We start from the raw sequence: 26,226 nt of genomic DNA on the forward strand, positions 1-26,226 counted from the left end.
GACAGCCTTTATGAATATTACCGTGATAGGCCCTGGAGCTATTGGCTCATTATGGGCAAGCTATCTTACAGAAGCTGGGCATAGTGTTAATGTTTGGAGTCGCAGCTTTGATGAACAAATACGAATCCAACGAGATGATCACGACGCTATTGAGCTCGCAAACAATAATATCAACCAGCTAAACAATGCAGATGTGATATTAGTGACGCTAAAAGCGCCTTATGTTACCCAAGTTTTGAGCACATTAGTGGAACACATCAACAGTGATACCATTTTGCTACTAATGCATAACGGCATGGGGACGGCAAGCGATGTACAACAAATGCTCCCAGCCAACCCACTACTGCTTGCGACAACCACTCATGGCGCTTATCGTCCCTCGAGCAAGCAAGTATTGCATACTGGACAAGGCAAAACGTTGTTTGGTGCAGTAAATGAATCAGGTCAGCAATGTCAGTTCCTCGTCGATGTGTTTAATCATGCGTTACCAACTGTTGACTGGCATAGCAATATCGAACAAGCGCTGTGGAACAAACTGGCAATCAACTGTGCCATCAATCCCCTTACTGCGCTATATGCGATTCCTAATGGTCACTTAGGTCAAAGCCAATACCGAGCACAACTTGACTCAGTGATCGATGAAGTGTGCCAAGTAATGCAAGCTGAAGGTATCGAAGTCGAGAACAGTGAACTGCATGCAAGCGTGCATGACGTTATTCGTGCCACCAGCGACAATTATTCTTCGATGCAGCAAGACATTGCCCATCAGCGCTTGAGCGAGATAGACTTTATAACAGGCTATGTCGTGGCAAAAGCTGCGCAACATCGCATTGATGTGCCAAGTAATACTAAGCTTTATCAAGCGATTAAACAGATTGAACAGAGTTGGTAAGTTATGACTAAAAAAGTACTGGTTCCGATTGCCCAAGGCACGGAAGAGATGGAAGCGGTCACCATCATCGATATGATGGTGCGTGCGGGTTATGAAGTCGTGGTAGCAAGCGCAAACTTTGATGGTCAACTGACGATGAAAGCCTCTCGAGGCGTAACGCTAACCGCAGATTGTCGTCTAGTCGATGTGGCGGACGATGAATTTGATGCGGTAATACTGTCTGGTGGTGTCGGCGGTAGTGAAGTCTTTCGTGATAGCACCGTATTGATTGAGATCGTTCGTCAGCAAATGTATGAAGGCAAACTGGTCGCCGCTATTTGCGCAGCACCTGCACTGGTACTCGCTCACCACAAACTCTACCCTGATGCGCTAATGACCTGCCATCCAAGCTTTGAAAGTCACATTGACGCTAACAACTGGCGAGTCAAACGCGTCACCTATGACGTCAACCACAATCTGCTTACCAGCCAAGGCCCTGGGACGGCACTTGAGTTTGCTATGGAAATCATTATTCGTCTTTCTGGAAAAGCACATGCATGGACAGTGGCAGAACCGATGGTGACAATCCCTACACTCCACTACCATGAAATCGGTGACGCATAATGCTTGATATTGCAACAATTCGTCGCCAGTTCCCGGCACTAGCACAACAAGTTAACCAGCAAGCATTGGTGTATTTGGATAGCGCTGCGACCACACAAAAGCCCCAAGTTGTTATTGATGCGATCACTGATTACTACAGCGCACAAAATGCCAACGTCCATCGCGGCAGCCACAGCCTAACAGCAAACGCGACCAGCCAATTTGAAGCGGCTCGCCACTGCGTGGCTGACTTTATCAACGCCAAGAGTGATAAGGAAATCATATGGACTCGCGGCGCGACTGAAGCGCTTAATTTAATCGCTCAAACCTACGCCCGCAGCACGTTACAAGCTGGTGACGAAATTCTCATTGGTGAAATGGAACATCACGCCAATATTGTGCCGTGGCAAATCGTGGCAGAGCAGACTGGCGCAACAATTGTTAAAGCACCAATGACTCCAAATTGCCAGTTAGATACGGCGGCTTTTGAGGCTCTGCTCTCTGATAAAACGAAAATCGTAGCGCTTGCCCATACCACCAATGTCACTGGCACCCGCCAACCGATCGAGAGCTTAATTACTCTTGCACACCAATATGGCGCTGTCGTTGTTATCGATGCGGCACAAGGGATCGTGCATGAAAAAATTGACGTTCAAGCAATGGATGCGGATTTTGTAGTCTTCTCTGGACACAAGATCTTTGCTCCTGCGGGGATTGGGGTTCTATACGGAAAATTATCCATTTTAGACGCTATGCCTCCTTGGCATGGCGGCGGTAAAATGGTGGAAAAAGTATCGTTTAGTGGCACCACCTTTAGCCAACTTCCCGGCAAGTTTGAAGCGGGGACACCCAATGTTGCAGGTGCAATTGCGCTTGCAAAGGCGATTGACTGGTATAGCCAATTTAACCGTGAGCACGTTGAAACTCACATTCATCAATTGGTTCAACAAACGTACCAAGCATTATCTCAATATGACGACGTCAAAGTGGTTGGCTATCAAGAGAATGCCTCGGTCATTTCATTTATCGTCGACGGTGTGCATCATCAAGATGTGGCGACACTACTCGACCAACAAGGTATTGCCGTACGCTCAGGAAACCACTGCGCCCACCCTTTAATGGATGCACTTGGGATAAGTGGTACGATTCGTATTTCCTTCGCTATCTATAACGATCAGCAAGACGTGCAACGTTTACTAGCAGCAATCAATAAATGCCTTGATATGTTGTGATCATCCAACACAAACGAAAAGAGCCTCGATTGAGGCTCTTTTTGATTGATATCGACAATTATCGAGGGCAGATTTCCGACTCAGGAAAGAAAAACGCAATTTCGCGTTCTGCCGATGCAGGGCTATCAGAACCATGGACAGAGTTGTGACGCATACTCAGTGCATAGTCAGCGCGAATGGTGCCGCAAGCCGCTTCTTCTGGGTTAGTTTTACCCATTAGCTCACGGTAACGACAAATCGCATCCTCACCTTCAAGCACCTGAACCATAATAGGACCAGAAGTCATAAATGCCTTCAAATCAGGGAAAAACTCTTTACCTTCATGCTCCGAGTAAAATCCGCTCGCTTGTTCTTCTGTGAGATGAACCATTTTAGCTGCGATAATACTCAGACCAGCTTTTTCAATTCGATGGTAAATTTCGCCAATGAGGTTGCGTTTCACCGCATCAGGCTTAACGATAGAAAAGGTTCTTTCTAGAGCCATAAGGGTTTCCTTCTACTTATCTCTTTTAATTGTCATTGAGCAGTCTAATCGCTACTTAAGTAATTGTTGTATTTAACGGGTTAAAATATGAGCTAGTGTGCGCACACCCATACCTGTGGCACCCGGAGCCAATTTTTGTGTTGCTGACTTACGATAAGTACCAGCACAATCGAAATGTAGCCAGCCTTTTTTGTAGTCTTCAACAAAGAAAGATAAGAAAGCTGCCGCCGTGCTTGCGCCAGGGCTAAAGTCACCGCTGCTGATGTTAGACAGATCAGCAAAGTTTGATGGCAACATACCACGATGGAAATCCGCAAGAGGCAGTGGCCATAGCCCCTCTTTCTCTGCGGTCGCAGCCGTTAACGCATGATGAGCGAGCTCATCATCAAAACTCATCAACGCATGATAATCATTACCCAATGCGTATTTCGCCGCGCCAGTCAGTGTCGCGCAATCAATGATCAGTTCAGGTTTTTGCTCGCTGGCATAAATCAAGCCATCAGCCAACACCAAACGCCCCTCAGCATCGGTATTCATGATCTCAACGGTTTTACCATTTTTGTAGGTAATGATATCGCCAAGTTTCAGCGCACGACCTGAAATCATGTTCTCAGCACAACAAAGAATCAACTTAACGCGCTTGTTCAAACCGCGCATAATCGCCAAGCCTAGACCACCAGTAATCGTTGCTGCTCCGCCCATGTCGGCTTTCATTGCTGTCATAAAATCTGAAGGTTTGATGCTGTAACCACCGGAATCAAAGGTGATGCCTTTACCCACCAAGCAAGCATAGACTGGTGCATTAACGTCGCCAGTTGGGTTGAAGTCTAATTGCAGCATCGCTGATGTACGCTCAGAACCGCGGCCAACCGCATAAATACCTTCCCAGCCTTCGGTAAGAAGATCTTTATCTTTAACGATACGTGCCGTTACCGTGCCTTCTGGAGCAATTGACTTAATAAACTCAGAGGCCATGGTTGCCAATTGACGTGGCGCCACCTCTTCCGCTGATTTATTGATCACATCGCAAGTGAAGTTAGTCGCTTTAATGCGAGCTTCTAACTCTGCTTGATCAGTTTCATTTAATTCTGGCCATTCAAAAGATGTACTTTTCTTTGGTTCACGAAAGCCTTGATGAAAAGCCCAAACACTCTCCAGATCCCATCCTTCACCGGCTAGTAAAACATTCTTAATGCCTTGAGTTACAAATTGACGAGCCGCACGTTGAATCGCACCGAGATCATGCCCTTCACCCTGATGAATATAAGCGCCTTGTTCAGAGAATGAAACAATCGCTTTATCACCCCATATTGGAGCTGCGGTTACTTGGGATAAAAATACTGACATTTGTGTCGACATGGTTACTCCTTGTCTGAATCTTTAGCATTACTCGCTATCTACGTTGTGATGTTAGCATTTTGTCAGATAAAAGTATCAAATCTAAAAAAAACGAGCCATTAGGCCCGTTTATTTACGTAAAAAGTGTTAGCTATTCGAGGTTTTATCGCAACTAATCTGCTTCATCCATCCAGCACAAAATAACCGCTTCAAGAATCTTTTCATTTGAGTGATTTGGTTCATCATCAAAATCTTCCAACTCTAAGATCCACTGATGCAAATCAGTGAAGCGAACTGTTTTTGGATCCATGTCTGGATATTTATCACACAGCTCGATAGCAATATCGCGCGAATCTGTCCATTTCATAACCTATTCCTTATTTAGTTCTTTACTCACATCCATCGATGCAAAATACTCAAAATAACTGGAGTTGCAGCTAGGCAACAAATAAGCTCCCCCCTATGAACATAGGTATTCTATGTGATTAGGGCGGCCGGCGTTCCGGAGATCTTACGCAGTTAACGACACGGCAGTTTCAAGTATGAAAAGTATTTAGTGATCTTCTGAAGCGTGGTTAAGCGTGTACTTAGGAATTTCCACGACTAAATCTTCATCCGCAACACGTGCTTGGCAACCCAGACGAGATTCTGGCTCTAGACCCCATGCTTTATCAAGCATATCGTCTTCCAGCTCATCGCTCTCTTCTAATGAATCAAAACCTTCACGGATAATGACGTGACAAGTAGTACAAGCGCATGATTTCTCACACGCATGTTCGATACCAATACCATTTTTCAGCGCAACATCTAGTACGCTTTCACCTGTTTCTGCTTCTAGTACAGCACCTTCAGGGCATAGGTCTTCATGTGGTAATACGATAATTTTAGGCATAACTTCTACTCTTAAATATCATCGACAGACTGACCTGACAGCGCAGCTCGAATCGATTTATCCATACGACGTGAAGCAAACTCTTGGCTCGCCTTGTCCGTCGCCTTAATTCCTAATTCAATTGCGTCAGCATCATCACCATTACGCAATTCAATCAGCGCTTCAATCGCTTTCAATAAGTCTAGGTTTTCTTGCTCAGACAGTAGTTCTTCACCATCCATCTGCATAGCAGCAATCAGACCTTCTATCACTCGGTCTGCTTCAACGCGTTGCTCGGCGAGAGCACGAGCCTGCATGTCTTCTTTGGCATAAGTCATTGAGTCGCGAAGCATGTTGGCAACTTCATCATCGCTCAGGCCATAAGAAGGCTTAACTTGAATCTCTGACTGTACGCCGGTGCTCTTTTCCATTGCAGTCACTGACAATAGACCATCAGCATCCACTTGGTAAGTCACACGAATGTGCGCAGCACCCGCCGCCATTGGTGGAATACCTTTTAGAGAAAAACGCGCCAATGAACGACAGTCATCAACCATTTCACGTTCACCTTGAACGACATGCACGCTCATTGCCGTTTGACCATCTTTAAAGGTAGTAAACTCTTGTGCTCGAGCAACCGGAATGGTGGTGTTACGAGGAATGATTTTTTCAATCAAGCCACCCATGGTTTCAATGCCCAGTGACAATGGAATTACATCCAAAAGTAGCATTTCTGCATCCGGCTTATTACCGACAAGAATATCCGCTTGAATACCCGCACCGATAGCTACGACTTCATCAGGGTTGATGCTGGTTAACGGCGTACGATCAAAGAATTCACCCACCATTTCACGTACCAGTAATGTGCGAGTTGAACCACCCACCATCACTACTTCGTTCACTTCATCAAGCTCAACGTCTGCGTCTTTAAGCGCTCGACGGCAAGACATCAGCGTTTTCTTCACTAATGGGCGGATCAGCTCTTCAAATTGTGCACGGGTTACGTCGCCTTGCCAGCCAAACACATCAACCATCACTGAGTCTTGCTCAGAGAACAGCTGCTTCGTTTTCTGTGCAATATTAAGCAACGTACGATTTTGCTCTGCGGTAAGCGGCGTCGAAAGCTCAGTTTTCTCAAGTAGGAAATCAGCCAGCAGATGGTCAAAGTCATCACCACCAAGCGCAGAGTCACCACCCGTGGCCAACACTTCAAATACGCCTTTTGACAGGCGTAGAATAGAAATATCAAACGTACCGCCACCTAGGTCGTAAACGGCAATCACACCCTCTTGACCAGAGTCTAAACCATAAGCAATAGCAGCGGCCGTTGGTTCATTCAGTAGGCGTAATACATGTAAGCCTGCCAATTTCGCTGCGTCTTTTGTGCCTGCACGCTGCGCATCATCAAAATACGCAGGTACGGTAATCACCACACCAGCAAGCTCACCGCCAAGTGTATCTTCAGCACGTAGTTTTAACGCTGCTAAGATATCTGCTGATACTTCGATTGGGTTTTTATCACCGCCAGCCGTTGCCAATATTGGCAAGCCGTTTTCGCTGGCTTTTAGCTGGTATGGTAAAGATGGGTAACGCTGCTGAATGTCAGCTAGAGAGCGACCAATCAAACGTTTTACTGAGATAATAGTGTTGGTTGGATCCACTTCTGCACTTTCAAGTGCTAGGTAGCCTACTTGATTCTCATCAGCAGTGTAACGAACGACTGATGGCAAAATGCGACGACCTTGCTGATCCTCTAATGGCGTCACGTTGCCACTACGCGCCGATGCAACCAACGAGTTGGTTGTACCAAGGTCGATACCCGCTGCAAGTTTATGCTCGTGGGGAGCAGAGCTCTGACCCGGTTCTGCAATTTGAAGTAATGCCATTGTTAGTCCTTGCTCTTGGGTTAACCGAGTAGTTTGTCTTCAACTAACTCAATTTCATTTTTTAGTTTGGCAATAAATTTAAGTTTGCGAACGCCATCAGCAGCTTCTGCCCATTGCGCTTGCAATAGTTGCTGTTCAACACAGCTGAGTTGCTGCTTGTACATTTTTGAAACCTTAGCATCAAAATCAAACAGCATGGATTCAGGATCGGAGCAACCTGGAATCTCTTCTAATTCTTCACGCAGTTCCATCTGTTCCATTAAGAACATCGGATCTTGCATTGTTTGTTGCTCACCGCGAATTTCAGTGCCATTCAGTGACAGAATATACTCTGCACGAGTGATAGGATTTTTCAGCACCTGATAAGCATCATTAATTTGTGCCGCTTTCTGCACAGCCAACAAGCGATCTCGTTCTGAGGCCGTAGCAAAATTATCTGGATGAAAACGCTTTTGTAAATCACGGAATTGAGAAGAAAGAAGGCTACCATCCAGTTCAAACTGAGTTGGTAGCCCAAATAATTCAAAGTGGTTCATGTAAATTCGACCTTTGAGAAAGTCTCTCCCACTTTAGGATGTAGCAGGAGAGCAAGAATTAAACGTTGAAGCTCTCACCACAGCCACATTCGCTTTTCGCGTTAGGGTTGTTGAATTCAAAACCTTCATTCAATCCCTGTTTCACGTAATCAAGCTCAGTGCCGTCTAGGTATACAAGGCTTTTCTTATCAATAATGACATTGACGCCTTTGTGCTCAAACACTTCGTCTTCTTCTGCATTTACTTCATCGACAAACTCTAGTACGTAAGCCATACCAGAACAGCCTGTTGTTTTAACTCCAAGACGCAAACCTACGCCCTTTCCTCGGTTATCTAGGAAAGCTTTTACTCGGCTTGCTGCTGCATCTGATAGTGTTATGGCCATACTGCACCTTGAATAAATTTGTACCAATGCGATGGGAGCCTATCGCTCCCATCAATTTACGTCGATTTTACTGATGTTTTTTCTTGTAGTCAGCAACTGCTGCTTTAATTGCATCTTCCGCTAGGATTGAACAGTGCACTTTCACTGGTGGAAGTTCTAGTTCTTCTGCAATTTCAGAGTTTTTGATCGCAGCGGCTTCATCAATCGATTTACCTTTTACCCACTCTGTAACCAGTGAACTTGATGCGATCGCACTACCACAGCCGTAAGTTTTAAACTTCGCATCTTCGATAATGCCTTCTGGCGTTACTTTGATTTGCAGTTTCATTACGTCGCCACATGCTGGTGCACCCACCATGCCGCTACCTACTGATGGATCTTCTTTATCGAAAGAACCAACGTTACGTGGGTTCTCGTAGTGATCAATTACTTTTTCGCTATATGCCATAATCTTTACCTCGAATCCTCTACATAAACTGGGAGATTAACCGATTAGTGGTGTGCCCACTCAACCGTGTCTAAATCAATCCCTTCCTTGTACATATCCCATAGAGGAGACATGTCACGTAGCTTGATTACTGCTACGCGGATTTGTTCAATTGCGTAATCCACTTCTTCTTCAGTCGTAAAACGACCGAATGAGAAACGAACTGAGCTGTGTGCCAATTCATCATTCAGACCAAGAGCACGTAGAACGTATGAAGGCTCTAGACTCGCTGATGTACAAGCACTACCTGACGACACTGCAAGATCTTTTAAAGACATCAGTAGAGATTCGCCTTCCACAAACGCAAAGCTCACGTTAAGGTTATGGGGTACACGTTGCTCTAAATCACCATTAACAGTCACGGCTTCTAGGTCTTTAACACCATTTAGCAGGCGATTGCGTAAGCTAAGTGCGTGATCGTAATCTTTCTGCATCTCTTCTTTTGCGATACGGAAAGCTTCACCCATACCCACAATTTGGTGAGTAGGTAGTGTACCCGAGCGGAAACCGCGCTCATGACCACCGCCATGCATTTGTGCCTCTAGACGAATGCGTGGCTTACGACGCACGTATAGAGCACCGATACCTTTAGGGCCGTAAATTTTGTGCGCAGACAATGAAATTAAGTCTACTTTCATTTCCTGTACGTCAATTGGTAATTTACCTGCAGATTGTGCTGCATCAACGTGGAAAATGATTTTGCGTGCACGGCATAATTCGCCAATCGCAGCGATGTCTTGTACGACACCAATTTCATTGTTCACGTGCATAATTGACACTAAAACTGTGTCTTCACGCATCGCAGCTTCTAGTTTGTTTAGGTCAATCAAACCGTTAGTTTCAGGCTCTAAGTAAGTCACTTCAAAGCCTTCACGCTCTAATTGACGGCATGGATCTAGAACTGCTTTATGTTCTGTTTTACACGTAATTACGTGCTTACCTTTCTTCGAGTAGAAATGAGCCGCGCCCTTGATTGCAAGGTTATCCGACTCAGTTGCACCTGAAGTAAATACGATTTCTCGTGGATCTGCATTTAGCAGGTCAGCAATTTGCTCACGAGCATTGTCGACTGCTTCTTCGGCTTGCCAACCGTAACGGTGTGAACGAGACGCAGGGTTACCAAACGCACCATCCATCGTCATGTACTGAACCATCTTTTCAGCAACTCGAGGATCTACTGGACAAGTAGCTGAATAATCAAGATAAATCGGCAGTTTCATTCTTTACTCCAATGTAACATTGCTGAACGCTTAAGAGCGGACATTTAGTCCCACAGTCGCACTAAACGCTGTGCGATTAGCCAAACCATGGTTTACCGCAAGATCGATATCTTGTCGGTCAGAAATCTCGATGACTTCGTTGTCTTTCATCAACTCACCAAGGGTGATGTTGTTGAGGAAGTCGCTGATACGCGAACTTAAATCACGCCAAAGTGTATGAGTTAAGCAACGAGTTCCACCTTGGCAATCTCCTTTGCCATTACATTTTGTTGCATCAACAGATTCGTCCACGGCAGCGATAACTGTACCAATTGCAATCGTATTTGCGTCTGCGCCTAGACGGTAACCACCACCAGGACCACGCACACTAGCAACCAGACCAGCTTTACGTAACTTAGAAAATAGCTGCTCTAGGTATGAAAGAGAAATACCCTGACGCTCTGAAATGTCGGCTAGCGGAACTGGACTCTGCTGTGAATGTAAAGCTACATCTAGCATAGCTGTAACCGCGTATCTTCCTTTAGATGTAAGTCTCATATAACACCATATCCACTTCGTTTATGTGGTATGAAGTTTTTCATACCTGACAAAAATGGTCAAGTATTTATTTGAGTAAAACAGTCAGGTATTAGACCATGATGTTTGCATGGAATTAACGACTGCCTATTTTTTTCTCAATAGCAGTCAATACGCCGCGAAGAATGTTGAGCTCTTGCTGTTCTGGGCGCGCACGACTGAATAAACGACGTAGTTTATTCATTACCTTGTTGGGTTGGTCTACCGCTATAAATTGGGTATCCATCATCACTTTTTCAAGGTGTTCAAAGAACATTTCTAACTCTTCATGGCGAGGATAAGCTTCTGGGGCTTGAGGTGCGTAATCTTGCTTTTGCTTCTCTAAATGCGCGACGCGAATTTCATAGGCAATTGTTTGTACTGCCATCGCCAAATTCAGTGAACTGTATTCTGGATTGGCTGGAATACACACATGGTAATGGCAAAGCTGAAGCTCTTCGTTAGTAAGACCGGTGCGCTCACGACCAAAAACGATCGCTACCTGACCAGCTTGTGTTTCAACTGCACATTTTTCACCACACTCGCGAGGCTCCAGCATTGGCCAATCAAGTGTACGAGAGCGTGCACTAGAACCAATAACTAAAGAACACTCTTTTACCGCCTCTTCCAGAGTCGCAACCACTTGAGCATTAAGCGCTATTTCACTCGCACCGGCCGCAAGAGCAACCGCTTGACCATCAACCTCACACGCAGGCGCAACTAATGTCATGTTGCTCAATCCCATTACTTTCATCGCGCGAGCTGCAGAACCGATGTTTCCTGAATGAGATGTGCCTACTAGAACGACTTTGACGTTGCTAAGCATGAGAGATTACCTGTACGAAATAAAGTGGTTGATATTATCACATCCCTGAAAAAAATGGTTAAAGTGATTCATATTCCCCAGCCAATAGTGCAACATTTAACCACTTCCATTTATCGAATATTCTGTTATACTGCGCGGCGTTTTTCTGTTCTTTAACATCCGTTGGGAAATTTTGTATGCATCCTATGCTTAATATCGCTATTCGTGCTGCACGAAAAGCTGGCAATCATATTGCTAAATCACTAGAAAATGTTGAGAAGATTGAATCTACTCAAAAAGGCACGAACGACTTTGTTACTAACGTAGACAAAGAAGCAGAAGCAATGATCATCGATACAATCAAAGCCTCTTACCCAGAGCATTGTATCGTGGCAGAAGAAAACGGTCTTATCGACGGTAAAGATAAGGACGTTCAATGGATCATCGACCCACTGGATGGCACTTCTAACTTCGTTAAAGGTCTACCTCACTTCGCTGTATCTATCGCTGTTCGTATTAAAGGCAAAACAGAAGTAGCGTGTGTTTACGACCCAATGCAAAACGAGCTATTCACTGCACAACGCGGTGCTGGAGCTCAACTGAACAATGCACGTATCCGTGTTAAACAAGTTAAAGATCTACAAGGCGCTGTTCTAGCAACAGGTTTCCCATACAAACAGAAGCAACATTCAGAATCTTACTTCAAGATCCTATCTGCTCTATTTGTTGATTGTGCTGACTTCCGTCGCACTGGTTCTGCTGCGCTAGACCTATGTTACGTAGCAGCTGGTCGTGTAGACGGTTTCTTCGAACTTGGTCTAAAACCTTGGGATATCGCAGCTGGTGAACTAATCGCTCGTGAAGCTGGTGCTATCGTAACTGACTTTGCTGGCGGCACTGATTACATGCAATCAGGTAACGTAGTTACAGCTAGCGCTCGTGGCGTTAAAGGTATTCTTAAGCACATCCGTGAAAACGGTAATGCTGCAATGCTTAAATAATCGATCGACTTCTTAGTAGATTGAACAAAAGCTCTGCTCTTTGAGCAGGGCTTTTCTGTATTAGCTGATTCTGGTAAATCTAAACGTCTGAAGTTTTTGCTCTTGCCCATCTATATGAGCATAGCTATCGATTAACCATATTTGATCACCAATAAAGCTTAACTCTAAACGCACATCTTGTGATGGGATATCAGAATAGATCACATCGCTAACGTTGGTAGGATAAAACGAAATTTTGTTATTTCCATTTTCCGCATCACCAACAAAATTTACCACCACATTTTTTGTCTGGTTTTGAACCTGCATTTGATAGCCATTAGCCTGCTCATAGCTAAACGAAGCATTTATGGCTAAGCCTTGCTGATTCGAAATAACGACATTTGCTTTTGATAGTGAAGCTAATTGCCCCTGCGCCAAAATCTGTTGATGCTCAGTTGTCACAACATGGCTTTGAATATTAACGTTCCACTCACCAACAAAATTCTCTAGCTGTTGCCACTGCTGCTGAATTTGTGTTTTCTTCCCATCGCTACCAATAGCAGCCAACGCATCGTTGCGGCTATCATGGCGAATGTTTTCCCGATGACTGTGTAGATCTTGAGTTGCTCCTGCAACTCCTCCCGTGACACCGCCAGCAATAGCCCCTTTGACTGCTAGATCCGATTCCCCAGTCAAAGCCCCCATAGTCAAACCAAGCAAGGCTCCACCAACAGCGCCTTGCTTAGTTGCTGCATTAGGATCATCCTCTCCTAGGGTGACACAGCCAGCTAGAAAAGGAAGTGTGATAAATGATGTTAGTACTAGCTTGTTGTTGAATATCATAGGACACCTCATCTTTTGAACTGCTTGTATGGTAAATAACCAGTGTCAGCGGAACTTCAGACAATGTCCGGGCAATTTAAAAGCAACCACGAGAAATGTTACTGGTTGTTGCTAAAAACGAAAAATAGAGATGGATATCAGAGCGCTGTATAGTTCAGGAGAGAGCAAAGTTGAGAATAGCGATTCGGCGGGCCTGCGTACAAGCTCCCAACACTTACTTTGCAAAAGCAACAGATGTAAAAGCCCCAGCATACTGCTGAGGCTTTAGAAGATAACAGGGGGAGAGATTCGAACTCCCAACACGCGGATTTGGAATCCGCTGCTCTGCCAATTGGAGCTACACCCCTATCTTCAGTTTTAAAGAGCTGAAACTCTAAATAAGTGGCGGAGTGGACGGGACTCGAACCCGCGACCCCCGGCGTGACAGGCCGGTATTCTAACCAACTGAACTACCACTCCGCAGTGGACTACTTGTCGTCGTTGACAAGTGTTCATAATTTAAAGCCTGGCGATGTCCTACTCTCACATGGGAAGCCCCACACTACCATCGGCGCTAATTCGTTTCACTTCTGAGTTCGGCATGGAATCAGGTGGGTCCAAATCGCTATGGTCGCCAAGCAAATTCTTTAATTCGGAAAGCTGTTTTTCAGTTCTTACACATTCAATGTTCTATTTGAGTCCAATCAAAACCCTTGGGTGTTGTATGGTTAAGCCTCACGGGCAATTAGTATCAGTTAGCTCAATGCCTCACAGCACTTACACACCTGACCTATCAACGTCGTAGTCTCCGACAACCCTTTAGGATACTTAAAGTATCAGGGAGAACTCATCTCAAGGCTCGCTTCCCGCTTAGATGCTTTCAGCGGTTATCGATTCCGAACTTAGCTACCGGGCAATGCGTCTGGCGACACAACCCGAACACCAGAGGTTCGTCCACCCGGTCCTCTCGTACTAGGAGCAGCCCTTTCATTCTCCAACGCCCACGGCAGATAGGGACCGAACTGTCTCACGACGTTCTAAACCCAGCTCGCGTACCACTTTAAATGGCGAACAGCCATACCCTTGGGACCGACTTCAGCCCCAGGATGTGATGAGCCGACATCGAGGTGCCAAACACCGCCGTCGATATGAACTCTTGGGCGGTATCAGCCTGTTATCCCCGAGTACCTTTATCCGTTGAGCGATGGCCCTTCCATTCAGAACCACCGGATCACTATGACCTGCTTTCGCACCTGCTCGAACCGTCATTCTCGCAGTTAAGCGGGCTTATGCCATTGCACTAACCTCACGATGTCCAACCGTGATTAGCCCACCTTCGTGCTCCTCCGTTACTTTGGGAGGAGACCGCCCCAGTCAAACTACCCACCAGGCACTGTCCGTAACCCCGATTAGGGTCGACGTTAGAACATCAACACTACAAGGGTGGTATTTCAAGGACGGCTCCACAAATACTGGCGTACTTGCTTCAAAGCCTCCCACCTATCCACACATGTAGGGTCAATGTTCAGTGCCAAGCTGTAGTAAAGGTTCACGGGGTCTTTCCGTCTAGCCGCGGGTACACTGCATCTTCACAGCGATTTCAATTTCACTGAGTCTCGGTGGAGACAGCGTGGCCATCATTACGCCATTCGTGCAGGTCGGAACTTACCCGACAAGGAATTTCGCTACCTTAGGACCGTTATAGTTACGGCCGCCGTTTACCGGGCTTCGATCAAGAGCTTCGACCGAAGTCTAACCCCATCAATTAACCTTCCGGCACCGGGCAGGCGTCACACCGTATACGTCATCTTACGATTTTGCACAGTGCTGTGTTTTAATAAACAGTTGCAGCCACCTGGTATCTGCGACTCTCAATAGCTCCATCCGCGAGGGACTTCACCGTCAAGAGCGTACCTTCTCCCGAAGTTACGGTACCATTTTGCCTAGTTCCTTCACCCGAGTTCTCTCAAGCGCCTTGGTATTCTCTACCCGACCACCTGTGTCGGTTTGGGGTACGATTCCTTACAATCTGAAGCTTAGAGGCTTTTCCTGGAAGCATGGCATCAATGACTTCACTACCGTAGTAGCTCGACGTCGTGTCTCAGCCTTAAAAGAGCCGGATTTACCTAACTCTTAAGCCTACGCACTTGAACCTGGACAACCGTCGCCAGGCCCACCTAGCCTTCTCCGTCCCCCCATCGCAATTGTAAGAAGTACGGGAATATTAACCCGTTTCCCATCGACTACGCCTTTCGGCCTCGCCTTAGGGGTCGACTTACCCTGCCCCGATTAACGTTGGACAGGAACCCTTGGTCTTCCGGCGAGGAGGTTTTCACCCCTTTATCGTTACTCATGTCAGCATTCGCACTTCTGATACCTCCAGCATGCTTTACAACACACCTTCAACGGCTTACAGAACGCTCCCCTACCCAATAACTAAAAGTTATTGCCGCAGCTTCGGTTTATAGCTTAGCCCCGTTACATCTTCCGCGCAGGCCGACTCGACTAGTGAGCTATTACGCTTTCTTTAAATGATGGCTGCTTCTAAGCCAACATCCTAGCTGTCTAAGCCTTCCCACATCGTTTCCCACTTAGCTATAATTTGGGACCTTAGCTGGCGGTCTGTTTCCTCTCCACGACGGACGTTAGCACCCGCCGTGTGTCTCCCGGATAGTACTTACTGGTATTCGGAGTTTGCAAAGGGTTGGTAAGTCGGGATGACCCCCTAGCCTTAACAGTGCTCTACCCCCAGTAGTATTCGTCCGAGGCGCTACCTAAATAGCTTTCGGGGAGAACCAGCTATCTCCAGGTTTGATTGGCCTTTCACCCCTAGCCACAAGTCATCCGCTAATTTTTCAACATTAGTCGGTTCGGTCCTCCAGTTGATGTTACTCAACCTTCAACCTGCCCATGGCTAGATCACCTGGTTTCGGGTCTATATCCAGAGACTGAACGCCCAGTTAAGACTCGGTTTCCCTACGGCTCCCCTAGATGGTTAACCTTGCCACTGAATATAAGTCGCTGACCCATTATACAAAAGGTACGCAGTCACACCACGAAGGTGCTCCTACTGCTTGTACGTACACGGTTTCAGGTTCTATTTCACTCCCCTCACAGGGGTTCTTTTCGCCTTTCCCTCACGGTACTGGTTCACTATCGGTCAGTCAGTAGTATTTAGCCTTGGAGGATGGTCCCCCCATATTCAGACAGGATAACACGTGTCCCGCCCTACTCGATTTCACTGAACACACATCGTCAACTACGGGACTATCACCCTGTATCGTCGGACTTTCCAGACCGTTCGTCTAACGCGTGTAAAGCTTAAGGGCTAGTCCAATTTCGCTCGCCGCTACTTTCGGAATCTCGGTTGATTTCTTTTCCTCGGGGTACTTAGATGTTTCAGTTCCCCCGGTTCGCCTCGTTACGCTATGTATTCACGTAACGATACTTACTTATGTAAGTGGGTTTCCATTCGGAAATCCCAGACTCAAGTGGCTTTTACTGCTAATCTGGGCTTATCGCAAGTTAATACGTCCTTCATCGCCTCTGACTGCCAAGGCATCCACCGTGTACGCTTAGTCACTTAACCATACAACCCGAAGGAGTTTCGAGTTGATGTTCAAATCACCAAAGTTGTCTGCAATTTTATACATGATGCAGACTCGATTTTGCCGGACTCAAATTCCAAGAACACTTGAATGTGTTTTAGTTGTATTCAATAAATGAATACTTTGAGAACTTTACAAACAACAATAAATTGTTGTTTTGTCAGCTTTCCAAATTGTTAAAGAGCAATGTGCATTCCGAAGAAAACACCATTTTTAATAGCACTAAATGTAAATGCTTTTAAAGATGGTATCCCGTAGGGGAGTCGAACCCCTGTTACCGCCGTGAAAGGGCGGTGTCCTAGGCCTCTAGACGAACGGGACACATGGTGGAGCTAACCGGGATCGAACCGGTGACCTCTTGCCTGCCAGGCAAGCGCTCTCCCAGCTGAGCTATAGCCCCACTAAAAATGCTCTAACTAAACATATCAATCTGTGTGGACACTCATCGCAATAATCATCGTATAAGGAGGTGATCCAGCGCCAGGTTCCCCTAGCGCTACCTTGTTACGACTTCACCCCAGTCATGAACCACAAAGTGGTGAGCGTCCTCCCGAAGGTTAAACTACCCACTTCTTTGCAGCCCACTCCCATGGTGTGACGGGCGGTGTGTACAAGGCCCGGGAACGTATTCACCGTGGCATTCTGATCCACGATTACTAGCGATTCCGACTTCATGGAGTCGAGTTGCAGACTCCAATCCGGACTACGACGTACTTTTTGGGATTCGCTCACTCTCGCGAGTTGGCAGCCCTCTGTATACGCCATTGTAGCACGTGTAGCCCTACTGTAAGGGCCATGATGACTTGACGTCGTCCCCACCTTCCTCCGGTTTATCACCGGCAGTCTCCTGAGTTCCCGACATTACTCGCTGGCAAACAAGGATAAGGGTTGCGCTCGTTGCGGGACTTAACCCAACATTTCACAACACGAGCTGACGACAGCCATGCAGCACCTGTCTCATAGTTCCCGAAGGCACCAAAGCATCTCTGCTAAGTTCTATGGATGTCAAGAGTAGGTAAGGTTCTTCGCGTTGCATCGAATTAAACCACATGCTCCACCGCTTGTGCGGGCCCCGTCAATTCATTTGAGTTTTAATCTTGCGACCGTACTCCCAGGCGGTCTACTTAACGCGTTAGCTCCGAAAGCCACGGCTCAAGGCCACAACCTCAAGTAGACATCGTTTACGGCGTGGACTACCAGGGTATCTAATCCTGTTTGCTCCCCACGCTTTCGCATCTGAGTGTCAGTATCTGTCCAGGGGGCCGCCTTCGCCACCGGTATTCCTTCAGATCTCTACGCATTTCACCGCTACACCTGAAATTCTACCCCCTACAGTACTCTAGTCAGCCAGTTTCAAATGCAATTCCGAGGTTGAGCCCCGGGCTTTCACATCTGACTTAACTAACCACCTGCATGCGCTTTACGCCCAGTAATTCCGATTAACGCTCGCACCCTCCGTATTACCGCGGCTGCTGGCACGGAGTTAGCCGGTGCTTCTTCTGTCGCTAACGTCAAATCCGTACGCTATTAACTACCAACCTTCCTCACGACTGAAAGTGCTTTACAACCCGAAGGCCTTCTTCACACACGCGGCATGGCTGCATCAGGCTTGCGCCCATTGTGCAATATTCCCCACTGCTGCCTCCCGTAGGAGTCTGGACCGTGTCTCAGTTCCAGTGTGGCTGATCATCCTCTCAGACCAGCTAGGGATCGTCGCCTTGGTGAGCCCTTACCTCACCAACTAGCTAATCCCACCTAGGCATATCCTGACGCGAGAGGCCCGAAGGTCCCCCTCTTTGGCCCGTAGGCATCATGCGGTATTAGCCATCGTTTCCAATGGTTATCCCCCACATCAGGGCAATTTCCTAGGCATTACTCACCCGTCCGCCGCTCGCCGCCCAACAAATCCCCCGAAGGTTCAATGTTGTCGCTGCCGCTCGACTTGCATGTGTTAGGCCTGCCGCCAGCGTTCAATCTGAGCCATGATCAAACTCTTCAATTTAAGATTTTGTGACTCAATGAATACTGATTACATTACATAGTAATGTTGAATTGACTGTGCCGATACTAAGTATCGAATTGGTCACTCAGTTCATTGAAATCAATTTGAAGCCCCTCTTCATTTAGAGGAAGTTTCTAATTGGATTATCATCAACGAGTGCCCACACAGATTGATAGGTTTATATTGTTAAAGAGCTGCTTTAAGTCTTTCTCTCAAAGCGGACGGCCATTTTAGCGATATAACCTTTGGTGTCAAACACTTTTTGGTTATTTCTCTGAAAGTTAATTAACTTTCTTAGACCATCTGTCGTCTTGCTATTTAGCTCGGTATCCCGTGACAACGAGAGCGGATTATAGGGACAAAATTTACGATGACAACTGTTATTTTGTGCACCAAGAATCGTTTGTCTGCTATTTAATCAAATCACGCAATTATTAAACAAAAAGGCTTAACAGCCCTTTTCCTATCAGTCGCCTTATTGATGAGCCACTATTTGGTCGTTGTGTACGATCAACTTAATCGTTTTATCTGGGACGACACGTCCTGAAAGAATCGCTTTCGCCAATGGGTTTTCAACACTTTGCTGAATGGCACGTTTTAGTGGACGTGCACCATACACTGGGTCAAACCCTACTTGAGCGATAAGATCCAACGCTTTTTCTGATACTTCCATATGGAAGCCTCGCTCTTCCATGCGTTTTGATAAACGTAGTAGTTGAATCGCAGCAATCGACTTGATGTGGTCTTCACCTAATGGATGGAATACCACGCTCTCATCAACACGGTTCAAGAACTCAGGTCTAAAGTGTTTGGTAACCACTTCCATTACTTCATCCTTAATACCTTGGTAGTCCAAAGTATTGAAGTTCTCTTGAATACGAGAGGAGCCCAAGTTCGACGTCATAATTACAACGGTATTACGAAAATCTACCGTACGGCCTTGACCATCAGTTAAACGACCATCATCGAGTACTTGCAGCAGAATGTTAAACACGTCCGGATGCGCCTTTTCAACTTCATCTAACAAAATTACTGAATAAGGTTTGCGTCTAACCGCCTCGGTTAAATAGCCACCCTCTTCATAACCAACATAGCCTGGAGGCGCACCAACCAATCGAGCAACAGAGTGTTTCTCCATAAACTCCGACATATCAATACGTACCATTGCATCTTCACTATCAAACATAAAGTTAGCCAGTGTTTTGCAAAGTTCAGTTTTACCCACACCCGTTGGGCCCAAGAATAAGAACGAACCAATTGGTTTATTTGGATCTGATAACCCCGCACGACTACGACGAATCGCATTGGAAACCACTTCTACCGCTTCTTTTTGACCGATCACACGTTTGTGCAGCACTTGCTCCATACGCAGCAGTTTTTCTTTCTCAGCTTCGAGCATTTTCGACACAGGAATACCCGTCTGTTTCGACAATACTTCGGCAATTTCTGCATCAGTGACTTTATTGCGCAATAACGTCATCTCTTGCATTTCAGCTTGAGTTGCCAAATCAAGTTGTTTCTCAAGCTCTGGAATACGTCCATATTGCAATTCAGACATACGACTCAAATCACCGGCACGACGAGCTAGCTCCATATCAAGACGCGCTTGTTCTAATTCAGTCTTAATATGTTGTGTACCAGATAGTGCTGCTTTCTCGGTATTCCACACTTCTTCCAGTTCTGCAAACTCACGTTCTTTTTCTTGCAGTTCTTGATTGAGGATATCTAAGCGTTTTTCGCTCGCCTCATCTTGCTCGTTAACCAGTGCTTGTTGCTCAATCTTAAGCTGAATAATTTTACGTTCTAGCTTATCTAGAGATTCTGGCTTTGAGTCCATCTGCATGCGAATGCTTGATGCAGCTTCATCGATCAAATCAATCGCTTTATCTGGTAACTGACGGTCTGATACATAACGATGAGACAACGTTGCGGCTGCCACAATCGCAGGGTCAGTAATTTCAACGTGATGGTGAAGCTCATAACGCTCTTTCAAACCACGTAAAATCGCCACTGTATCTTCTACCGTTGGTTCATCCACCAACACTTTTTGGAAACGGCGCTCTAGTGCCGGATCTTTTTCCATATATTGACGATATTCATCGAGCGTAGTGGCACCCACACAGTGCAGTTCACCACGAGCTAGGGCTGGTTTTAGCATGTTACCGGCATCCATTGAGCCTTCGCCTTTACCTGCGCCGACCATGGTATGAATTTCATCAATAAATAGAATGATGTTACCTTCTTCTTTGGCAAGTTCATTCAATACCGATTTTAGGCGTTCTTCGAACTCACCACGATATTTCGCACCCGCAACCAGTGCGCCCATATCTAATGACAGGACACGACGGCCGCGCAGACCTTCTGGCACTTCATTATTAATGATGCGCTGAGCGAGACCTTCAACAATAGCGGTTTTACCTACACCAGGCTCACCGATGATAACTGGATTATTTTTAGTTCGGCGTTGCAATACTTGAATGGTACGACGAATTTCATCATCACGCCCAATAACTGGATCAAGCTTGCCCTGCTCTGCCCGTTCAGTTAGATCCACGGTGAATTTTTCTAACGCTTGACGCATTTCCTCTGCGTTAGGATCATTAACTTTTTGACCACCTCGAATCTGATCAATCGCATCACTGACTTTTTTCTCGGTAATACCAAACTCTTTAAGCAGTGCCCCTAGCGGACCACGATCCTCAATTGCTGCAAGTAGGAAGATTTCGGATGAGATATAGGTATCTTGGCGTTTTTGAGCAATCTTATCGCACATGTTAAACAACGTGCCCATGCTACCTGACAACTGCACATCACCACCAATACCACTGACTTTCGGTAAGCGATCTAGCATCTCTCCTAGTTTTGAACGTACTTGAGAAACATCAACGCTTAGCATCGTCAATAGCGGACGGATCGGGCTGCCATTTTGGTCCATCAGCGCCACCATCAGGTGCACTGGTTCAATGTATTGGTGATCACGACCTAACGCCAAAGACTGCGCGTCAGAAATAGCGATTTGGAACTTGCTAGTAAATCTGTCTAGACGCATTTCAACCTTCCTAACTCAACTGAGAAAATCTAATAACAGTAGAAAGATGGCTACGCTGACAATGTTTTTCAAGAGCGTAAAAATGAAAAAAGGCTGACATATAGTCAACCTAATATTACCTAAAGCATTATTCAATCCAGATGAGACTGGCTTGACGCCCTGTCACGCCATCACGGCGATAAGAGTAGAATCGCTCGGGATCAGAAAACGTACACATGCCACTGGCAAACACTTGGCTAACGCCAAGTTTGTTCAAGCGCTGCGCGGCAATTTGGTCCATATTTGCCCACCATTTTCCAACGCTGCCAGTAGGTTTAAATGCCGTACTGGCTTGTGGATCGAAATCGCAAAATGCTTCTAAAACATCCTCACCAACCTCAAATGCCGAAGGACCAATCGCAGGGCCGAGCCATGCAATCACTTCACCATCAAACATCTCGACTGCATTTTCCACAATGCCATGTGCCAGCCCGCGCCATCCAGCATGCACCGCTGCAACTTGTGTACCTTGAGTATTGGTTAATAATACGGGTAGGCAATCTGCCGTCATCGCAGAGCACACCACACCTTGAACTGAAGTAAACAAACCATCTGCATCCAAAATTGAATTTGTTGGTTGATTAACTTTTGCCACCTCGGTTGAGTGTGTTTGGTTTAACCAAATCGGCGCACTTGGCATAGAAGCGAGTTCTATCAATGCTTGGCGATTACTCAATACTGTCGTTAAATCATCCCCAACGTGGCTACCAAGGTTGAAGCCTTGATAAGGCGCAGCAGAATAACCACCCAGACGCGTGGTCGAAATCGCTTTCACCTGCTTTGGCACTTTCCAGTTAGGAATAATCAGCGACATATTAGTACTCTTCTTCTAAACCGTGCTCTTGAGCATCTTGGCGCAGCGCTTCCGTCATTGCCACCATGTCATCAGGCACTGGAGCGTGGAATTCTAGCTCTTCACCTGTGATTGGGTGTTCAAAACGTAGCATCACTGCGTGCAGTGCTTGACGGTCAAAGCCACGAATCATATCCGTCAATTCTTGCGTTGCACCTGCTGGAATACGAGCACGACCGCCGTATGCAGCATCGCCTAGCAGTGGATGCTGCAGGTATGACATATGCACACGAATCTGGTGCGTACGGCCGGTTTCTAGACGAAGGCGAATACGTGTATGTTCACGGAAGTGTTCAGCCACACGGTAGTGCGTCACGGCTGGTTTACCCATTGGGCTTACTGCCATCAAGGTACGCTTAGTCGAGTGGCGACCAATTGCTTTGTCTATTTTTCCGCCCGCAGTCATACGACCGATGGCAATCGCTTCGTATTCACGGGTGATATTACGTTTTTGTAGCGCTCGAACAAGGCGAGTCTGTGCCGGAACGGTCTTCGCCACCACCATCAAACCGGTAGTATCTTTATCTAGGCGGTGCACAATACCCGCACGAGGTACTTCCGCGATGTCAGGGTAGTGATGTAGCAATGCATTAAGCACTGTACCATCTGGCGTACCCGCACCTGGATGCACCACGAAATCACGCGGCTTGTTAATTACAATGATGTCATCATCTTCGTAGACGATATCCAATGGGATATCTTGCGCTTCCCAGCGCTCTTCATCTTCAAGCTCCGCTTGTAGTGTGATGATTTCGCCGCCCATTACCTTAGTACGCGGTTTGGTTACGACCTCGCCGTCAACTTGTACTTTACCCGCAAGCAACCACTCTTTGAGTCGCGAACGAGAGAAGTCGGCAAAAATTTCTGCGATAGCTTGGTCAAGACGTTGACCTAGTTGACTATCTTTTACTGTATCTGTTAATTCAATCTGCTGAGCCATATCGAACTTTTTTAAAAACTATGGGACTAATTGTCACTAGTATGGAAGAATATTGCTCCATTGTATCTGCTACCGACAAGAAAGTAACGGAAGCGAGAGAATTATTTACTTCAAGGAATCGACTCCTGACATGAAACAGCATAGTTTATCTGGATTATTGGCACTTACTTTACTCGTCGGTTGTACTAGCAGCGAAGAGATTGTTCCAGATGTTCCACCGTCAGAGCTTTACACCGAAGCTCAGACATTACTGCAAGAAGGTAGTTGGACAACCGCGATTGAGAGACTCGAAGCGCTTGATTCTCGCTACCCGTTTGGCCCATATTCTGAACAAGTTCAGCTCGACCTAATTTACGCTTATTACAAAAATGATGATTTAGCATTAGGTTTGGCCACCATTGAACGTTTTACTCGCCTCAACCCAACCAACGATAAATTGGACTGGGTACTCTATATGCGCGGGTTAACTTACATGGCGCAAGATCGTAACTTCATGCACGATCTGTTCAATATGAATCGTTTTGACCGAGATCCAGAGCCGGTAAAAGCCGCTTTTGCTGATTTTAAGAAACTATTAGAACGTTATCCAAATAGCCCTTATGCCGAAGACGCCCAAAAGCGCATGTACGCGTTAAAAAATCGCCTTGCTGAGTATGACCTAGCGACTGCAGATTTCTATTTACGTCGTGAAGCATGGATTGCTGCCATTAATCGCTGTCAAGAGTTACAAAAAACCTTCCCGAATACGGAAGCAGCACGTAAATCTCTTGCGATTCAGCTTGAAGCATACGAAAAACTTGGATTGACTGAAGCTGTTGAGCGAACTCGCGAACTCATGGTATTAAACCCAATTTAAGTTGCAATAAACACTCACTCTGATGCCAAAGCCACGCGTTACTGCATGGCTTTTTTATGGTGGTAAGCCAAGCAAAATTGCTGGAAACGACTACTTTTAAAAGACAAAAAGTAGAAAGGTCAGACAATGCTTCGCACTCTCATAGTTTCCGTCATACTCATGCTTAGCACTCATTTTAGCTACGCACTCTCATTAAGTCCTTTAGACAAAGACCCTCACTTTGGCGATCTTCCCGCACTAGAAAAACAAGGGGTGATTCGCGTGTTGGTTGCTGCTGATATTGGGTTTTATTATATCGAAGCCGGCCAACCAAGAGGTATTTTGGCAGAACTGCTCTATCATTTTGAAAAACGGCTTAAACAGCGATCTTCGTACCTTAATCTGCAAATCATCCCCGTAACTCGAGATGAGCTTCTGCCTTCATTAGAAAAAGGTCTCGGTGATTTAGCGGTGGCGAATCTCACTATCACCCCACAAAGAGAGAAAAAGGTATCTTTTAGTATTCCCATCAGACGTGATGTAGAAGAATGGGTAATTACCAACCGCACCCAACCGTCATTTAAAACCATCAACCAACTCAGTGGCAAAGAAATATGGGTCAGAGCCAGTTCAAGCTACTTTGAGAGCCTACAAGCGCTCAACCATAAACTTAATATCGTCGGCAAACCGCCAGTCGTCGTACACTTTTTAGATGAAAACCTGCAAGACTACGAAATTATGGAGATGGTCAATCAAGGGATCATTTCAGCCACTGTACTCGATAGCCATAAAGCCAAACTGTGGTTACGTGTAATGCGCCACTTAAAAGCACATACTTCCGTTCCGTTAAGAGAGCAAGGTCAGATTGCATGGGCGATGCGTAAAGACAGCCCAAAGCTCAAGCAATTTGTGGATCAATACCTAAGTAAATATCGCTCAGGTACATTAATGGGGAATGTAATTTATGGAAAATATCTGAATAACACTGGTTGGCTAAAGGCGTTACTTAATCCTAAGAACATTGAAAAACTAAATTCGATGTCTCAGGTATTCGTTCGCTATTCAGATCAATACGATTTCGATCCACTTATGATTGCTGCTCAAGGTTATCAAGAGTCAGGCCTCGACCAGAGTAAGGTATCACCGAAAGGTGCCGTTGGGATTATGCAAGTTTTACCTAGTACAGCTCGTGACCCTAACATCAACATTCGTAATATTTATCGACTGGATAATAATGTACATGCGGGGGTGAAATACCTCCGTTTTCTTAAGAATCGATATTTTAGAGATAGAGAGATAAACGAAGAGAACCAAGTTTATTTTTCTCTGGCAGCTTATAACGCAGGGCCCGGCAACATCCTAAAAATGCGCCGAATAGCGAGACAACAAGGATTCGATGACAACAAATGGTTTAAGAATGTCGAAATCGTTACACGGCGTAACATAGGCCGAGAACCCGTTCACTACGTATCCAACATTAATCGCTACTTCATCATCTATACCCAATTGTCCAAACTGCAAAAAGCAGCTATCCGCAGCAACGACTCTCCACCGCTGATTTTTCCGATTGAATCTCAACGTTAACATCACTCATCGCCACTAGGTTGAGAAATGGTTAGCGCGTATAGAAAACAAAATGACAGGGATCACATTTAGTGACTGAGCAAGAATTGAACGATGACTTTATTTAGGCCGCATAAATGCCCTAAAAAACTGCGGATTTTTAGCTAGATACCTTTACCAATCTAGCGCGTTTTTTTACTTTCACAAGCTTTTTTGCATGAATAAACCAAGACACTTTGAGTAAGATCACAAATGGCTTGGA

At 45.9% G+C, this 26,226-nt stretch carries 21 protein-coding genes, 4 tRNA genes and 3 rRNA genes; 6 read left to right on the plus strand and 22 right to left on the minus strand.

The genetic code is table 11. From position 1 onward, the window contains the following. Positions 1–10: 10 nt before the first annotated feature. Genes panE through csdA form a run of 3 tightly spaced genes read left to right on the plus strand, consistent with a single transcriptional unit; the run spans position 11 to position 2,706 of the window. Positions 11–892 carry a 2-dehydropantoate 2-reductase gene (panE, locus tag Vt282_RS10870; protein WP_162063730.1) on the plus strand — a complete coding sequence of 294 codons (882 nt, stop codon included), beginning with the start codon at positions 11–13 and terminating at the stop codon, positions 890–892. A gap of 3 nt (positions 893–895) precedes the next feature. Next, positions 896–1,495, plus strand: a complete 600-nt coding sequence (locus Vt282_RS10875; protein WP_162045697.1) for a DJ-1 family glyoxalase III — start codon at positions 896–898, stop codon at positions 1,493–1,495. After that, positions 1,495–2,706 carry a cysteine desulfurase CsdA gene (csdA, locus tag Vt282_RS10880; RefSeq protein ID WP_162063373.1) on the plus strand — a complete coding sequence of 404 codons (1,212 nt, stop codon included), beginning with the start codon at positions 1,495–1,497 and terminating at the stop codon, positions 2,704–2,706. Before Vt282_RS10875 ends, csdA begins: the two co-directional genes overlap by 1 nt. 58 nt (positions 2,707–2,764) lie before the next feature. Here csdA and ndk read toward each other — a convergent pair whose 3' ends face one another. The 11 genes from ndk to trmJ form a co-directional block, all read right to left on the minus strand. After that, a complete protein-coding gene (gene ndk / locus Vt282_RS10885; RefSeq protein WP_162063374.1) occupies positions 2,765–3,190 on the minus strand; it encodes a nucleoside-diphosphate kinase in 426 nt (141 codons plus the stop codon). A 72-nt stretch (positions 3,191–3,262) separates the two neighbouring features. Continuing rightward, positions 3,263–4,549, minus strand: a complete 1,287-nt coding sequence (gene pepB / locus Vt282_RS10890; protein WP_162045694.1) for an aminopeptidase PepB — start codon at positions 4,547–4,549, stop codon at positions 3,263–3,265. A 151-nt stretch (positions 4,550–4,700) separates the two neighbouring features. Then, entirely contained in the window at positions 4,701–4,895 is a 195-nt protein-coding gene (gene iscX / locus Vt282_RS10895) for a Fe-S cluster assembly protein IscX (RefSeq protein WP_162063375.1), read from the minus strand. Between the two features lie 186 nt (positions 4,896–5,081). Next, positions 5,082–5,420 carry an ISC system 2Fe-2S type ferredoxin gene (fdx, locus tag Vt282_RS10900; RefSeq protein ID WP_162045692.1) on the minus strand — a complete coding sequence of 113 codons (339 nt, stop codon included), beginning with the start codon at positions 5,418–5,420 and terminating at the stop codon, positions 5,082–5,084. A gap of 11 nt (positions 5,421–5,431) precedes the next feature. Beyond that, a complete protein-coding gene (gene hscA, locus Vt282_RS10905) occupies positions 5,432–7,285 on the minus strand; it encodes a Fe-S protein assembly chaperone HscA (protein ID WP_162063376.1) in 1,854 nt (617 codons plus the stop codon). Between the two features lie 20 nt (positions 7,286–7,305). Further along, positions 7,306–7,821, minus strand: a complete 516-nt coding sequence (hscB, locus tag Vt282_RS10910) for a co-chaperone HscB (RefSeq protein WP_162063377.1) — start codon at positions 7,819–7,821, stop codon at positions 7,306–7,308. Between the two features lie 58 nt (positions 7,822–7,879). Continuing rightward, complete coding sequence (gene iscA / locus Vt282_RS10915) at positions 7,880–8,206, minus strand: iron-sulfur cluster assembly protein IscA (protein ID WP_162045689.1); 327 nt, start codon at positions 8,204–8,206, stop codon at positions 7,880–7,882. Positions 8,207–8,273: 67 nt separating this feature from the next. Beyond that, a complete protein-coding gene (gene iscU / locus Vt282_RS10920) occupies positions 8,274–8,654 on the minus strand; it encodes a Fe-S cluster assembly scaffold IscU (protein ID WP_005592829.1) in 381 nt (126 codons plus the stop codon). Positions 8,655–8,698: 44 nt separating this feature from the next. Further along, the gene (locus tag Vt282_RS10925) at positions 8,699–9,913 is read right to left on the minus strand and encodes an IscS subfamily cysteine desulfurase (protein ID WP_162045688.1); all 1,215 of its coding nucleotides are present in this window, start codon (positions 9,911–9,913) and stop codon (positions 8,699–8,701) included. A gap of 30 nt (positions 9,914–9,943) precedes the next feature. Further along, positions 9,944–10,450 (minus strand): Fe-S cluster assembly transcriptional regulator IscR, encoded by a 507-nt coding sequence (gene iscR, locus Vt282_RS10930; RefSeq protein WP_162045687.1) that lies wholly within the window; start codon positions 10,448–10,450, stop codon positions 9,944–9,946. Positions 10,451–10,565: 115 nt separating this feature from the next. Further along, positions 10,566–11,294 (minus strand): tRNA (cytosine(32)/uridine(32)-2'-O)-methyltransferase TrmJ, encoded by a 729-nt coding sequence (gene trmJ, locus Vt282_RS10935; RefSeq protein WP_162063378.1) that lies wholly within the window; start codon positions 11,292–11,294, stop codon positions 10,566–10,568. 176 nt (positions 11,295–11,470) lie between these two features. On the opposite strand from trmJ, the gene suhB reads away from it, so the two are divergent. Then, complete coding sequence (gene suhB / locus Vt282_RS10940) at positions 11,471–12,274, plus strand: inositol-1-monophosphatase (RefSeq protein WP_075652173.1); 804 nt, start codon at positions 11,471–11,473, stop codon at positions 12,272–12,274. A 60-nt stretch (positions 12,275–12,334) separates the two neighbouring features. Here the strand turns inward: suhB and Vt282_RS10945 are convergent, their stop codons facing one another. The 11 genes from Vt282_RS10945 to rluD all read right to left on the minus strand — a co-directional run bounded on the left by Vt282_RS10945 (position 12,335) and on the right by rluD (position 23,566). Beyond that, positions 12,335–13,096, minus strand: coding sequence for a hypothetical protein (locus tag Vt282_RS10945; RefSeq protein ID WP_162063379.1), 762 nt, complete (start codon positions 13,094–13,096; stop codon positions 12,335–12,337). A gap of 273 nt (positions 13,097–13,369) precedes the next feature. Further along, a tRNA-Trp gene (locus Vt282_RS10950) sits at positions 13,370–13,445 on the minus strand. A gap of 33 nt (positions 13,446–13,478) precedes the next feature. Beyond that, positions 13,479–13,555, minus strand: a tRNA-Asp gene (locus Vt282_RS10955). A gap of 44 nt (positions 13,556–13,599) precedes the next feature. Continuing rightward, a 5S ribosomal RNA gene (gene rrf, locus Vt282_RS10960) occupies positions 13,600–13,714 on the minus strand. Between the two features lie 85 nt (positions 13,715–13,799). Next, positions 13,800–16,664: ribosomal RNA gene (locus Vt282_RS10965) — 23S ribosomal RNA — on the minus strand. A 264-nt stretch (positions 16,665–16,928) separates the two neighbouring features. Beyond that, positions 16,929–17,004, minus strand: a tRNA-Glu gene (locus tag Vt282_RS10970). A 3-nt stretch (positions 17,005–17,007) separates the two neighbouring features. Continuing rightward, positions 17,008–17,083, minus strand: a tRNA-Ala gene (locus Vt282_RS10975). Positions 17,084–17,145: 62 nt separating this feature from the next. Then, positions 17,146–18,685: ribosomal RNA gene (locus tag Vt282_RS10980) — 16S ribosomal RNA — on the minus strand. Together the 16S, 23S and 5S rRNA genes with 4 tRNA genes alongside form the textbook arrangement of a ribosomal RNA operon. A 475-nt stretch (positions 18,686–19,160) precedes the next feature. Continuing rightward, positions 19,161–21,734: an ATP-dependent chaperone ClpB gene (clpB, locus tag Vt282_RS10985; RefSeq protein WP_162063380.1), complete on the minus strand. Its 2,574-nt coding sequence runs from the start codon at positions 21,732–21,734 to the stop codon at positions 19,161–19,163. Between the two features lie 127 nt (positions 21,735–21,861). Next, a complete protein-coding gene (gene pgeF, locus Vt282_RS10990) occupies positions 21,862–22,587 on the minus strand; it encodes a peptidoglycan editing factor PgeF (RefSeq protein WP_162063381.1) in 726 nt (241 codons plus the stop codon). 1 nt (position 22,588) lies between these two features. Then, a complete protein-coding gene (rluD, locus tag Vt282_RS10995) occupies positions 22,589–23,566 on the minus strand; it encodes a 23S rRNA pseudouridine(1911/1915/1917) synthase RluD (RefSeq protein ID WP_162045683.1) in 978 nt (325 codons plus the stop codon). 130 nt (positions 23,567–23,696) lie between these two features. Here rluD and Vt282_RS11000 point away from each other — a divergent pair, with 130 nt between their 5' ends. Together Vt282_RS11000 and Vt282_RS11005 are read left to right on the plus strand one after the other, a co-directional pair. Then, entirely contained in the window at positions 23,697–24,422 is a 726-nt protein-coding gene (locus tag Vt282_RS11000) for an outer membrane protein assembly factor BamD (RefSeq protein WP_162063382.1), read from the plus strand. Between the two features lie 126 nt (positions 24,423–24,548). Further along, the gene (locus Vt282_RS11005; RefSeq protein WP_162063383.1) at positions 24,549–25,985 is read left to right on the plus strand and encodes an MltF family protein; all 1,437 of its coding nucleotides are present in this window, start codon (positions 24,549–24,551) and stop codon (positions 25,983–25,985) included. The last annotated feature ends 241 nt before the right edge of the window (positions 25,986–26,226 follow it).

The organism is Vibrio taketomensis (assembly GCF_009938165.1).
In the GTDB taxonomy this organism is placed as follows: domain Bacteria; phylum Pseudomonadota; class Gammaproteobacteria; order Enterobacterales; family Vibrionaceae; genus Vibrio; species Vibrio taketomensis.